This window comes from Sutcliffiella halmapala, assembly GCF_002019665.1.
Lineage (GTDB): Bacteria > Bacillota > Bacilli > Bacillales > Bacillaceae_I > Sutcliffiella_A > Sutcliffiella_A halmapala.
In genome coordinates, this window is sequence record NZ_KV917375.1 from 1229550 (window position 1) to 1242849 (window position 13300).

Here is a 13300-nt window from a genome sequence, read left to right on the forward strand (position 1 = left end):
TAAGGATGGAGTAAATGGAGAGATATTGTTACACGTCTTCCGATTACTTAAGAAAAGGGAGGTTCTATTGTTTTGTTAAAGGATTTATTTACCAAGAAGAAAAAATATGCATCTATTCCATCAGAACTAGCGAATCAAGATGTTCCAGAAGGCATCATGACGAAGTGTCCTAGCTGTAAAAAGATTATGTATACAAAAGAATTAATGAAAAACCTTAAAGTTTGCTTACATTGTAAACACCATCACCCTATGAACGCAAAGGAAAGAATACAAAGCATATTGGATAAAGGTAGCTTTGTAGCTTACGATAGCGACATGATTTCTGAAAATCCTCTTCAATTTCCTAATTATCTCGAGAAATTAGAAGGTGACAGAAAGAAAACCGGGATAAATGAAGCGGTAGTTACTGGAGAGGGAACACTTAATAGTTATCCACTTGTAATTGCAGTGATGGACTCTACATTCCGAATGGGTAGTATGGGATCGGTAGTTGGAGAGAAAATAACTAGAGCGATTGAGAAAGCTAAAGAAAAAGGTGTGCCGTTTATAATCTTTACGGCTTCTGGTGGTGCAAGGATGCAAGAAGGTGTGCTAAGCCTAATGCAAATGGCGAAAACTAGTAGTGCCTTAAAACTTCATAGTGAAAATGGTGGCTTAATTATTTCTGTTATGACCCATCCAACTACAGGTGGGGTTTCTGCAAGTTTCGCTTCCCTAGGAGATTATAACTTTGCAGAGCCTAAAGCACTTATAGGGTTTGCGGGTAGAAGAATTATTGAACAAACGATTAGAGAGGAACTTCCAGAAGATTTTCAAACGGCAGAGTTTCTCTTGAAATGTGGTCAATTAGATGCAGTTATTTCTCGTCTTGAGTTAAAAGAAACCTTATCGAATGTATTAGACATTCACCAAGCAGGAGTTGAGCATAAATGGTAGGGGAACTAGAGTTTGAAAAACCAGTAGTAGAATTACGCAAAAAAATTGGTGAGCTACGAGAGTTCACCAAAAACAGTGACATGGATCTATCAAGCGAGATAGAGAAGCTAGAGTTAAGGTTAGAAAAGCTAGAAAGTGATATATATGGAAACCTTAACCCTTGGGATCGTGTACAAATCGCTAGACACCCTGAAAGACCAACCACATTAGATTATATCGACCGTGTCTTCACAAACTTCTTAGAATGCCATGGTGACAGATATTATGGTGACGATGAGGCAATTGTAGGCGGTATTGGAAAGTTTCAGGGCGTTCCGGTTACCATCATTGGTCATCAGCGTGGAAAAGATACGAAGGAAAATATCCGACGTAATTTTGGAATGCCTCATCCAGAAGGTTACCGTAAGGCTTTACGTCTTATGTATCAAGCTGAAAAATTCAGAAGACCTATAATCTGCTTTATTGATACTAAAGGAGCCTACCCAGGGAAGGCAGCTGAAGAGCGTGGTCAAAGTGAAGCGATTGCCAAAAATCTCTTTGAAATGGCTGGTTTAAAAGTACCTGTGATTTGTATAGTGATTGGAGAAGGAGGAAGTGGTGGAGCATTAGCTTTAGGTGTTGGGAATCATGTGCACATGCTAGAAAACTCAACCTACTCTGTAATTTCTCCTGAAGGAGCTGCTGCGATTTTATGGAAGGATGCATCTCTTGCAAAAAAAGCTGCAGAATCAATGAAAATAACGGCGCCAGATCTTCAAGAATTAGGTGTTATTGATAAAATTATTTCAGAAGCAAAAGGTGGAGCGCATAAAGACGTTGATTTTCAAGCAAGAGGAATAAGTGAGATAATTAAAGAATCCCTCCAAGATCTAATGCCATTAACAGCAGAAGAACTTATTGAGCATCGATATGCTAAATATAAGCGAATTGGAGAATTTTCTTTTATTGAGCAACCTCAAAAGGTAAATCAATAATTTACAGGGAGAGTACACTACTCTTCCTCTTTTTGTTGTATAGAATGGTGTTAAGCGAGGGAATCAATCAAGATTCGCACCTGACCCTCGCGGTGGTGGGGTGTTAAGGGGTTTGTTGAAAGTTTTTTAGGTATTTTTGGGTTGTTCTATTTGATTTTTATGGTGGGTTTATCAGAAAGAAAGAGAAAAATTCTTTGTTTCGAAACAAATAATCGACCGTTTTCTATTGTTTTCGACAAACCTTCGTGTTAATTTTTAATAAAGTAACTTTGCATTCTAAGTGAATTTCTAATAAAATATATGATTGGATGCAAAGATTAAGTAAAAATGCCTAAGAGGTGAAACAGATGAAACGAATTGGCGTTCTAACAAGTGGTGGAGATGCACCAGGAATGAATGCAGCGGTACGTGCAGTTGTACGAAAAGCCATTTTTCACAACATGGAAGTATACGGAATTTATCGTGGTTATGCGGGATTAATTGATGGGGACATTAAAGAACTAGAAGTAGGTTCTGTTGGAGATATTATTCATCGCGGGGGAACGATGTTATATTCTGCAAGATGTGAAGAATTTAAAACAATAGAAGGACAGTTAAAAGGAATTGAACAACTAAAAAAGCATGGGATTGAAGCTTTAGTTGTGATTGGTGGAGACGGCTCATACCAAGGAGCGAAGAAACTAACAGAGCACGGTTTTCCATGTATAGGTGTGCCAGGTACAATAGATAATGATATTCCTGGGACAGATTTTACGATTGGTTTTGATACAGCCTTAAACACAGTTATTGATGCAATAGATAAGATTCGTGATACAGCAACTTCTCATGAACGTACATATGTAATTGAAGTTATGGGTCGACATGCAGGAGACATCGCTCTTTGGGCAGGTCTTGCCGGTGGAGCAGAAACGATTCTAATTCCAGAAGCAAAAGATGATATGAATGAGGTTATTGCTAGGTTAAAGCGCGGCTCTGATCGTGGTAAAAAACATAGTATTATTGTAGTAGCAGAAGGTGTTGGAAGCGGAGTAGAGTTTGGTAAAAAAATACAAGAAGAAACAAAATTTGAAACACGTGTAAGTGTGTTGGGGCATATTCAACGTGGTGGCTCACCAACAGCATTTGACCGAGTACTTGCGAGCAGACTAGGAGCAAGAGCTGTGGAGCTTTTACTAAATGGTAAAGGTGGAAGATGTGTCGGAATCCAAAGTAATGAACTAGTCGACCACGACATTATTGAAGCTTTATCTAGGAAACACTCGTTGGATCATAAAATGTACGACCTTTCAAAAGAGCTTTCCATTTAACAATGTAAGCGTTTTGGAATCGTTTTCATAACCAGGTTCTGTCTCCATTTATATTACTATTTTGCTGAATTGGCTTATAATAAGGCTAGATGGAACTAGAACGCAATTATAATTAGGAGGAAAAATTACATGAGAAAAACCAAGATTGTATGTACGATTGGACCGGCTAGTGAGAGTGTCGAAAAATTAACACAGCTTATTGAAGCAGGGATGAATGTATCTAGACTAAACTTTTCACACGGTGACTTTGAAGAGCACGGTGCGCGTATCCGCAATATTCGTGAGGCTTCAGAACGAACTGGTAAAAATGTAGCGATTTTACTTGATACAAAAGGGCCAGAAATTAGAACACACACAATGCAAGATGGCGCGATTGAACTAGAACAAGGTAAAGAAATAATAATTTCAATGGAGGAAGTAATTGGAACAACGGACAAGTTCTCTATTTCCTATCCAGGCTTGATGGATGATGTAACGATTGGTTCCAGAATTCTTTTAGACGATGGTTTAATTGGTCTTGAGGTAATGGAATTAGGACATAATGAAATTAAAGCAAAAATTTTAAATAGCGGAACATTGAAAAATAAAAAAGGTGTAAACGTACCTGGTGTAAAAGTAAACCTTCCTGGAATTACAGAAAAAGATGCGAATGACATTCGTTTCGGTATTGAGCAAGGGGTAGACTTCATTGCGGCATCATTCGTACGTCGCGCATCTGATGTACTGGAGATTCGCGAATTACTAGAGGCACATAACGCTGGAGACATTCAAATCATTCCTAAGATTGAAAACCAAGAGGGTGTAGACAATATTAATGAAATCCTAGAGGTTTCGGATGGATTAATGGTTGCTCGTGGAGACTTAGGCGTAGAAATCCCAGCGGAAGAAGTGCCACTTGTACAAAAAGATTTAATTAAAAAATGTAATCTTGCTGGAAAACCGGTTATTACAGCAACACAAATGCTAGACTCTATGCAACGTAACCCACGTCCAACACGTGCAGAAGCAAGTGATGTTGCTAATGCGATCTTTGACGGAACAGATGCAATCATGCTTTCAGGTGAAACTGCGGCAGGTAGCTATCCGGTGGAAGCTGTGCAAACAATGCACAATATTGCTTCTCGTGCAGAACAAGCATTATCTTACAGAACTATTTTAAGCAATCATAGTAAACAAGCATCTACAACTGTGACAGATTCTATTGGTCAGTCTGTTGCATACACAGCAATTAATTTAGACGTATCTGCAATTGTAACTCCAACTGAGAGTGGACATACTGCACGTATGATTTCGAAATACCGTCCGAAGGCACCAATCGTAGCAGTAACTTCATGTGAAGCTGTTTCACGCAAACTGGCTTTAGTTTGGGGAGTTTACCCACGTATTGGGCGACAAGCTACATCTACGGATGAAATGCTGGATGTTGCAGTGGAAGAATCGATTAATACAGGTATTGTTTCTCATGGTGATTTAATTGTTATCACAGCTGGTGTGCCAGTCGGTGAAAAAGGTACAACTAATCTAATGAAGATCCATGTAGTAGGCGACGTACTGGCAAGTGGACAAGGAATCGGCAGAAAATCGGCATTTGGTAGAGTAGTTGTAGCTAAAACTGCAGAAGAAGCTCAATCCAAAATGACACATGGTGCAATCTTCGTAACAATTGGAACAGATAAGGATATGATGCCTGCTCTTGAAAAGGCTTCTGCACTTATTACAGAAGAGGGCGGATTAACAAGCCATGCTGCAGTTGTTGGGTTAAGCTTAGGGATCCCTGTGATTGTAGGGGTAGAAGAAGCAACATCCATTCTTCAAGATGGCCAAGAAATTACAGTGGATTCTTCTAGAGGAACGATTTACACTGGCCATGCAAGTGTACTATAAGAATTAAGATAGACAGAAACCCTTTCTAACTTTTGTTAGAGAGGGTTTTTTTGAGGAGTGAAGGTTGTTATATTCGCGTTATTAAGCTTTGATTAGATATTGATTTTGATGAAAATTGTCAGAGCTGAAAACCTTCTATATAGGTTAAAATTAGAGTTCTTTCAATTAATTTGATATAATTAAAAGGAAGTTTTTTTCTTTTAGAATGGGGATGACCTATATGTTTAAAATACTTTTAGCACTTTTTATCGTTATTCCTGTGCTTGAAATTTGGTTGTTAATAGTAACAGGACAAATTATTGGACCAGGGTTAACCATTTTACTGATTATTTTAACAGGAATACTCGGTGTATGGTTTGCGAAACACCAAGGATTAGAAGCATTAAGAAGCACGCAACAAAAAATAAACAATGGTCAAATGCCTGGTGAGGTTATTATTGATGGTTTATGTATATTAGTCGGAGGGATTTTGCTAATTGCTCCTGGATTTATAACGGATGTAATGGGAATAATTCTGTTAATACCTGTAACGAGAAGCTTAATCAAGCCACTAATAATCCGTACGCTTCGTAATAGAATGAACAGAGGGCAGTTTATCGTTATTAATAGAAGATAGAAATTCCGGGCAGTGGAAATCCATTGCCTTTTTGTTAATCTATATAGAATTAAATGGCTCCACAAGCACCCTCTGGATAAGCGAAGCCTTGTGCGGAAATCAACAGCGGTGTTTAACATAGCTAATAAAATATGGGGGATATGAAAATGAAGATGTTACTTAAATTCTTACTAGTTTTTACCTTGATACTAACAGGAGCAGGCATTACTGGAGTTGCCAATGCAGCAAATGGTGACGATGATGATGACAGTATCAATGAAAAGTTTGGATTGCCAATTGTTGTGTATGGCGGCACTCTAACTGATGCGCAAAAGCAAGAAGTTCGTGACTTATTAGGTGTTAAAAACCCTGAAATGGTAGAAGAAATAATAGTAACTGGAGAAGATTTAGTAAAGTATATTGATGGGGAAGACCGAAATGCTAGAATGTTCTCCTCTGCAAAAATTACGAGAAAAGACAAAGGAAAGGGCTTAGTAATTGATAGAGCAACCCCTGAGAATATTACACAAGTGACTGATGAAATGTATGCAAATGCCCTTTTAACAGCTGGGATTGAAGATGCAGAAGTAATCGTGGTATCTCCAGTAAAGGTTAGTGGTCATTCTGCACTTGTTGGTATTTACAAAGCGTATGAAGTGAGCGGAGAAGTGCTTGATAAAGGACGTATGGAAGTAGCTAATGAAGAGTTGAGCCTTGCTACAGACCTTGCTGAAAAAGAAGGGATGGATCAAGAAAAGGTTAGTGAACTACTAACGGAGATTAAGAAGCAAATTGCAGAACAGAACCCTGCAACGAAAGAAGATGTAGAAAGAATAGTGGAAGAGCAACTTGCAAAGCTTAACATAGAATTAAGCCAAGAGGATCGCCAGTTGTTAATTGATTTGTTTGAAAAAATGCGTGGATTAAACATTAATTTCGATAATGTAAAGCAACAATTAGAGGATATTTCAAAGGATATAAAAAATAAAATAGAGAATGTTATCGGGGATACAGGCTTCTGGCAAGGTGTTGCTGATTTCTTCAGAGAGCTATTTCAATCTATTGCAAACTTGTTTAAATAAAATAAGTTTTTAGACATAAGTACAAAAAGGACGACTACTCCAAAGTTATAGGTGGAGTAGTCGTCCTTTTTTGTGAAATAAGAAAACGTACGGCAGATGGTGTGCGTTGTAATGGAACGTACATCGAGTTTCACCACTATTGTTTTTTTGCCTATTTTATTACGCGATTTCTACCTACAATAAAGGAGTAGATCTCGTGGAAAACACCAGCTTTATATAAAGTATTGAAAATGACCAAGGTAACAGGTCCGACAATTAATCCTAAAAAGCCGATTAGTTTAAATCCAATGAATAATGAAATGAGTGTCGCTAAAGGGTCAAGACCAATACTAGATGACAGTATTTTAGGCTCCATGAGTTGGCGTTGTACGATAACTATTAAATATAATACACCGAGACCAATTGCTAATGGTAAATTACCGCTAATAGCGAGAAAAATAATCCAAGGTACAAAGATTAGTCCCGTTCCTAAGTATGGAATTAAATCAACTAACCCTATAATTAAAGCAACTGTGATAGCATACTCTACTCGTAATATAAGTAACCCGATTAATACAATAATCGTGGTAATGGAAATTAAAGTGATTTGGGCACGGAGAAATCCGAAAAATGCCTTCTTTAGGCTTGAAAATACCTTCGTTAAGCTTATTTGTAATGTACCAGGTGTGATTTTTTTTAATCGAACGTGATGACGGTACCAGTCTTTGCTGATAAAAAATGTAGCAAGTAATGAAAAAATCAAGACGGTAGCTACATTAGGAATCCATGTGATAACTTTAGGAAGAGTTTGCAGAAAAGATTGGATAAACCCACCAACAGTAGTGGCAATGGTTGCACCCATATTCTCAATATTGGTTAGTACAGATTGTTGCTGTCCTTCTTCTAGGCTGTGAAACATCGCAGTTATTTCTTCTGCAAAGGGAAGTATTTTTGTAACGATAAATTGTTCGATATAGACAACTAGCGTTTCGAAATGCCCCGGTACTACCTTTGCTAAATATTCAGTGCCTGAAACTATTTCTACAATTAATAAAGTTACGATACCTGCAACGGCTGCGAAAACAGCGAGTAGGGAGATAAATACGGCAAAACTTCTGGGGATCTTCCCTCTTTTTTCTATTACATTCACAAGTGGATTGATGAGAAATGCTAATAATAGGGCGATGATGAATGGATAAGCGATAGAAAAAAGATAATAAAAAGAAAGTATTCCAAGCACAGAGATTAACACGACGAGAAGGCTTCTAAACACTATATGAACGTAATTCCAATTCAAACGCACCACTCCTTTTTTTACCAGAAATCTCTTAATACGTATTTTACATTCTCTTAATTTCTTTGCATAGCATTATGTTTAATAATTTGTAAAATTTCAGACAATCTCATTTCTTTTTCTTTCTCTTTTTAATATGTTACGATTACTTTAGGCTCTTGTTTCTTTGGAAGGATGGAACAGAATGTTAAGTCAAGCTACTCTATTTTTAATCATTTTATTAGTAATTGGCTTTATTGCGAAAAATCCCTCACTTATGTTTGCTGTTGGAGTCCTTCTCTTAATAAAAGTTATAGGATTGGACAATAAAATATTCCCCTATCTTCAAGCGAAGGGAATTAACTGGGGCGTAACAATTATAACTATTGCTGTGCTTGTACCAATTGCAACCGGAGATATTGGATTTAAGCAATTGCAAGAAGCGGTTAAGTCCTCCTATGCGTGGGTAGCATTAGGAGCAGGCGTGGCGGTAGCCTTAATTGCGAAAAGTGGCTTAACATTACTAGCCAATGATCCTCATATTACTACTGCCCTTGTGTTTGGAACGATTTTAGCGGTGGCTTTGTTTCAGGGTGTAGCTGTTGGACCGTTAATTGGTGCTGGAATAGCGTATTTAGCAATGAAGGTTGTAGAATACTTTACATAAGGCTATTTTCAAATCAGTTATTTTTTCTGCAAGGTTGACATGCGATGAATGATCAATACTTGTACCCTTTTATGTGGAATATTTTCTATTATCAGAAAGTAACACAAAAAATCATATTTATCGCCAAAGGAAAAAAGGCTAAGAAAATAGCTTTACATAAGGTTGTTTATCACAAATTGTTTTTTTGTAATAATATTTTTTCTAGTAGTTTTGTTCTTTTCATTCACAAAGTTCAGATAATTGTTTATAATAAGGACAAGGACACATCCTTCCTACAAGCAATGCATTTTTTGTTCGCCAGAATTGCGCGCACATCCCATGATTGAAATGGTAACGGCGCTTATTTTTTTGAATGGAAATGTAAGCATTTTCTTAATTTGATAGAGTCTTAGTAGTTTTCGTATGGATGCACAGAATTTTATAATCTTGTAATGAGTTGCATTCAATCATTATGGTGAGCAAGCGTTCGGATAGGCGAGAGTAGAAAAGGATATGGGGAAGTTTATTCGTAAAGGAGATGTTTATTATGACAACGACAAAAGGTCTAGAAGGAGTTGTTGCTACAACATCAGCTATCAGTTCTATTATTGACGATACGTTGACGTATGTTGGCTACAACATTGATGATTTAGCAAATCATGCTAGCTTTGAAGAGGTAATTTACCTTTTATGGCACCAGAAATTACCGAAAGCGGAAGAACTAGCTGCTTTAAAGAAAGAACTAGCGGAGCAAGCTGCCCTACCTCAAGAGGTCATTAACCACTTTAAAACTTATCCAATTGATAAAGTACATCCAATGGCGGCATTGCGTACTGCCGTTTCACTATTAGGATTATATGATGAAGACGCTGATAATATGGATCAAGATGCGAATTACCATAAAGCAATTCGTTTACAAGCAAAAATGCCAACAATTGTGACAGCGTTCTCAAGAATCCGTAAAGGCTTAGAGCCGATCGCTCCAAAGACGGATTTAGGATTCGCTGCAAACTTTTTATACATGCTAACTGGAGAAGAGCCAACTGATATTGCGATTGAAGCCTTCAATAAAGCATTAGTTCTACATGCAGATCATGAATTAAATGCTTCCACATTTACTGCTCGTGTATGTGTTGCAACATTATCAGATATTTACTCTGGAGTGACAGCGGCAATTGGAGCATTAAAAGGACCACTACACGGTGGAGCAAATGAAGCAGTTATGAAGATGCTTTCTGATATCGGAGAAGTAGAAAATGCAGAAAGCTATATTCGTGAAAAATTAGCGAATAAAGAAAAGATAATGGGCTTTGGGCATCGTGTATATCGCCAAGGAGATCCACGTGCGAAGCACCTTCGTGAAATGTCTGAAAAGCTTACGCATCTAACTGGCCAACCGAAATGGTATGAAATGTCTGTTAAAGTAGAAGAGGTTGTTACTTCTGAAAAGCCACTTCCACCAAATGTAGATTTCTATTCTGCTTCTGTGTATCATTCATTAGGTATTGACCATGATTTATTTACACCAATCTTTGCAGTTAGCCGTGTGTCAGGTTGGTTAGCGCATATTTTAGAACAATACGCTAATAACCGCTTAATTCGTCCACGTGCGGATTATACTGGACCTGGCAAGCAAGATTATGTACCATTAGAACAAAGATAATTTAATACTTTACTATGTAAGGGAGGCGCAATGTTTCCTCCCTAAAACTTACTATTCATTGGAGGTAATTACTTTGACACAAGGAACAAAAATTACAGTTACGAACGGTGCGTTAAATGTACCTAATAATCCTATTATTCCATTTATCGAAGGAGACGGAATTGGCCCGGATATTTGGTCAGCGGCGTCTAAAGTATTAGAAGCAGCAGTGCAAAAAGCTTATAACGGTGAAAAAGAAATCGTTTGGAAAGAAGTGTTAGCCGGAGAAAAAGCATTCAACCAAACTGGTGAGTGGTTGCCGAGTGAAACGCTTGATGTAATCCGTGAATACATAATTGCGATTAAAGGACCTTTAACAACACCAGTTGGTGGCGGAATTCGCTCTCTAAACGTAGCATTACGTCAAGAGTTAGACTTATTCACATGCCTTCGTCCAGTTCGTTATTTTCAAGGGGTACCTTCTCCAGTAAAGCGTCCTGAAGATACTGATATGGTTATTTTCCGTGAAAATACAGAAGATATTTATGCTGGTATTGAGTACGCACAAGGTTCTGAAGAAGTACAAAAGTTAATCAACTTCCTTCAAAACGAAATGGGTGTTAACAAAATCCGTTTCCCTGAAACTTCAGGTATTGGAATTAAGCCAGTATCCCAAGAAGGAACTGCTCGTCTAGTTCGTGCAGCGATTAATTATGCAATCGAGCATGGTCGTAAATCTCTTACATTAGTGCACAAAGGTAACATCATGAAATATACAGAAGGTGCATTCAAAAACTGGGGTTATGAGTTAGCAGAAAAAGAATTTGGAGATAAGGTATTCACTTGGGCGCAATACGATCGTATTGCAGAAGCTGAAGGGAAAGATGCTGCAAATAAAGCACAAGAAGCTGCAGAGGCTGAAGGCAAAATTCTTGTAAAAGATTCAATTGCTGATATCTTCTTACAACAGATTTTAACTCGTCCTCGTGAGTTTGATGTTGTTGCAACAATGAACTTAAACGGAGATTACATCTCTGATGCACTTGCTGCACAAGTTGGTGGAATTGGAATTGCACCAGGAGCAAATATCAACTACGAAACAGGACATGCTATTTTCGAAGCTACACACGGAACTGCACCTAAATATGCTGGTCTTGATAAAGTGAATCCATCATCCGTTATTCTTTCTGGAGTATTAATGCTTGAGCACTTAGGATGGACAGAAGCTGCTAAATTAGTGATGGATGCAATGGAAAAATCCATCTCTTCTAAAGTAGTAACCTATGACTTCGCTCGTCTAATGGATGGAGCAACAGAAGTGAAGTGTTCTGAATTTGGAGAAGAACTAATTAAAAATATGTAAGCCCAAATGCAACAGCACCTAGTTTTAGGCTATGGCTAGACGGATAGGAGGGAGCTGGCTTTCTTGTCAGCTTCTACATATACATTTTAGTGCTGGGAGGAAAAGATATCATGACAATTAGACGTAAAAAGGTTTCTGTAATCGGTGGAGGTTTCACAGGTGCTACTACAGCATTTTTACTTGCACAAAAAGAGCTTGGTGATGTGGTATTAGTAGATATTCCGCAAATGGAAAATCCTACCAAAGGAAAAGCTCTAGATATGTTAGAAGCAAGTCCAGTACAAGGCTTTGATGCAAATATTACTGGTACATCTAATTATGAAGATACAGCAAACTCTGATATCGTTGTAATTACTGCAGGTATTGCACGTAAGCCAGGTATGAGTCGTGATGATCTTGTTACAACTAATCAAAATATCATGAAGAGTGTAACAAGAGAGATTGTGAAATATTCTCCTGATTGCTATATTATCGTATTAACCAATCCTGTAGATGCAATGACTTACACAGTATTTAAAGAGTCCGGCTTCCCGAAAAACCGTGTTATTGGTCAATCAGGTGTACTTGATACTGCTCGTTTCCGTACATTTGTATCTCAAGAGCTAAACCTTTCTGTTAAAGATGTGACTGGTTTTGTTCTAGGCGGTCATGGCGATGATATGGTACCATTAGTTCGCTATTCTTACGCAGGCGGTATTCCACTTCAAACGTTACTTCCACAGGATCGCTTAGACGCTATTGTGGAAAGAACAAGAAAAGGTGGAGGAGAAATCGTTAACCTTTTAGGCAATGGTAGTGCATACTATGCTCCTGCAGCGTCCTTAGTGGAAATGGTAGAAGCAATTCTAAAAGACCAACGTCGTGTACTTCCATCCATTGCATACCTTGAAGGAGAATATGGACATGAAGGTATCTACCTTGGAGTGCCTACAATTCTAGGTGCAGGTGGAATCGAAAAAATTATTGAGTTAGAATTAACAGAAGAAGAAAGTTCTGCACTTGCAAAATCTGTAGAATCAGTAAAAAGTGTGATGACCGTATTATCTTAATGAAATATAGAATCGGGGAAAACTCCCCGATTTTTTAAAAATATTTGTAACCGCTTTCAATACTAGACGGAGGTGTCAATATTATGTTGCTTGGAAAAAAGAGAAAGCTAGGTAGAAAACTAGATGAAATTCAAGTAGGCGAAAAACTAGCGTTGACCGAAAAGATTGAAGATAAAGATTTGTTGTTGTACTTAGGATTAACGAATGATGCTAACCCATTGTATATTCAGCATGACTATGCTTCTCAGACACCATTTAAAAAACCAATTGTTCCTAGTATTATGCTAACAGGAATAATTACCTCTGCAGTATCGAAGTATTTACCAGGCCCGGGAAGTCATGTGATTGAACAACAACTTTCTTTCCCGAAACCTGTATATCATTACGGAACCATCCAATTTTTATTTGAAATTGTGGAAGTGAATAATGAAAAACATACTATTGAAATGACTGTTCATGGAACAAATGAAAAGGAAGAGACAGTGGCGAAAGGTACGATTACTGTGTGTCCTCCTCATCGTTTAGAGCCGATGGAAAGTAGTGCAATGGATAATTTTTAAAACGAAGAGC

At 37.8% G+C, this 13300-nt stretch carries 12 protein-coding genes; 11 read left to right on the forward strand and 1 reads right to left on the reverse strand.

The window, feature by feature from the left end; translation table 11 throughout:
* The first annotated feature begins 72 nt into the window (after nucleotides 1–72).
* The 6 genes from accD to BK580_RS05880 all read left to right on the forward strand — a co-directional run bounded on the left by accD (nucleotide 73) and on the right by BK580_RS05880 (nucleotide 6778).
* Nucleotides 73–936, forward strand: a complete 864-nt coding sequence (gene accD / locus BK580_RS05855; protein ID WP_078379426.1) for an acetyl-CoA carboxylase, carboxyltransferase subunit beta — start codon at nucleotides 73–75, stop codon at nucleotides 934–936.
* On the forward strand, nucleotides 930–1910 hold the full coding sequence (gene accA, locus BK580_RS05860; RefSeq protein WP_078379427.1) for an acetyl-CoA carboxylase carboxyl transferase subunit alpha: 981 nt from the start codon (nucleotides 930–932) through the stop codon (nucleotides 1908–1910). Before accD ends, accA begins: the two co-directional genes overlap by 7 nt.
* 347 nt (nucleotides 1911–2257) lie before the next feature.
* The gene (gene pfkA, locus BK580_RS05865; RefSeq protein WP_078379428.1) at nucleotides 2258–3217 is read left to right on the forward strand and encodes a 6-phosphofructokinase; all 960 of its coding nucleotides are present in this window, start codon (nucleotides 2258–2260) and stop codon (nucleotides 3215–3217) included.
* Nucleotides 3218–3346: 129 nt separating this feature from the next.
* Complete coding sequence (gene pyk / locus BK580_RS05870; protein ID WP_078379429.1) at nucleotides 3347–5101, forward strand: pyruvate kinase; 1755 nt, start codon at nucleotides 3347–3349, stop codon at nucleotides 5099–5101.
* A 220-nt stretch (nucleotides 5102–5321) separates the two neighbouring features.
* Nucleotides 5322–5717: an FxsA family protein gene (locus BK580_RS05875; RefSeq protein ID WP_078379430.1), complete on the forward strand. Its 396-nt coding sequence runs from the start codon at nucleotides 5322–5324 to the stop codon at nucleotides 5715–5717.
* Between the two features lie 146 nt (nucleotides 5718–5863).
* Nucleotides 5864–6778, forward strand: coding sequence for a DUF1002 domain-containing protein (locus BK580_RS05880; protein WP_078379431.1), 915 nt, complete (start codon nucleotides 5864–5866; stop codon nucleotides 6776–6778).
* Between the two features lie 151 nt (nucleotides 6779–6929).
* On the opposite strand, the gene ytvI is transcribed toward BK580_RS05880, so the two are convergent.
* The gene (gene ytvI / locus BK580_RS05885) at nucleotides 6930–8054 is read right to left on the reverse strand and encodes a sporulation integral membrane protein YtvI (RefSeq protein WP_078379432.1); all 1125 of its coding nucleotides are present in this window, start codon (nucleotides 8052–8054) and stop codon (nucleotides 6930–6932) included.
* A 181-nt stretch (nucleotides 8055–8235) separates the two neighbouring features.
* On the opposite strand from ytvI, the gene BK580_RS05890 reads away from it, so the two are divergent.
* The 5 genes from BK580_RS05890 to BK580_RS05915 all read left to right on the forward strand — a co-directional run bounded on the left by BK580_RS05890 (nucleotide 8236) and on the right by BK580_RS05915 (nucleotide 13290).
* The gene (locus BK580_RS05890) at nucleotides 8236–8697 is read left to right on the forward strand and encodes a DUF441 domain-containing protein (RefSeq protein WP_078379433.1); all 462 of its coding nucleotides are present in this window, start codon (nucleotides 8236–8238) and stop codon (nucleotides 8695–8697) included.
* Between the two features lie 526 nt (nucleotides 8698–9223).
* On the forward strand, nucleotides 9224–10339 hold the full coding sequence (gene citZ, locus BK580_RS05900) for a citrate synthase (protein ID WP_078379435.1): 1116 nt from the start codon (nucleotides 9224–9226) through the stop codon (nucleotides 10337–10339).
* A gap of 73 nt (nucleotides 10340–10412) precedes the next feature.
* On the forward strand, nucleotides 10413–11681 hold the full coding sequence (icd, locus tag BK580_RS05905) for an NADP-dependent isocitrate dehydrogenase (protein ID WP_078379436.1): 1269 nt from the start codon (nucleotides 10413–10415) through the stop codon (nucleotides 11679–11681).
* Nucleotides 11682–11791: 110 nt separating this feature from the next.
* Nucleotides 11792–12730: a malate dehydrogenase gene (gene mdh, locus BK580_RS05910; RefSeq protein WP_078379437.1), complete on the forward strand. Its 939-nt coding sequence runs from the start codon at nucleotides 11792–11794 to the stop codon at nucleotides 12728–12730.
* An 83-nt stretch (nucleotides 12731–12813) separates the two neighbouring features.
* Entirely contained in the window at nucleotides 12814–13290 is a 477-nt protein-coding gene (locus BK580_RS05915; protein WP_078379438.1) for a MaoC/PaaZ C-terminal domain-containing protein, read from the forward strand.
* Nucleotides 13291–13300: the final 10 nt, after the last annotated feature.

What these genes read in the sequence shown, in the direction of transcription:
- accA (WP_078379427.1), top strand. Translation starts at nt 930, where the DNA reads ATGGTAGGGGAACTAGAGTTTGAAAAACCAGTAGTAGAATTACGCAAA.
- pfkA (WP_078379428.1), top strand. Translation starts at nt 2,258, where the DNA reads ATGAAACGAATTGGCGTTCTAACAAGTGGTGGAGATGCACCAGGAATG.
- pyk (WP_078379429.1), top strand. Translation starts at nt 3,347, where the DNA reads ATGAGAAAAACCAAGATTGTATGTACGATTGGACCGGCTAGTGAGAGT.
- BK580_RS05875 (WP_078379430.1), top strand. Translation starts at nt 5,322, where the DNA reads ATGTTTAAAATACTTTTAGCACTTTTTATCGTTATTCCTGTGCTTGAA.
- BK580_RS05880 (WP_078379431.1), top strand. Translation starts at nt 5,864, where the DNA reads ATGAAGATGTTACTTAAATTCTTACTAGTTTTTACCTTGATACTAACA.
- BK580_RS05890 (WP_078379433.1), top strand. Translation starts at nt 8,236, where the DNA reads ATGTTAAGTCAAGCTACTCTATTTTTAATCATTTTATTAGTAATTGGC.
- citZ (WP_078379435.1), top strand. Translation starts at nt 9,224, where the DNA reads ATGACAACGACAAAAGGTCTAGAAGGAGTTGTTGCTACAACATCAGCT.
- mdh (WP_078379437.1), top strand. Translation starts at nt 11,792, where the DNA reads ATGACAATTAGACGTAAAAAGGTTTCTGTAATCGGTGGAGGTTTCACA.
- BK580_RS05915 (WP_078379438.1), top strand. Translation starts at nt 12,814, where the DNA reads ATGTTGCTTGGAAAAAAGAGAAAGCTAGGTAGAAAACTAGATGAAATT.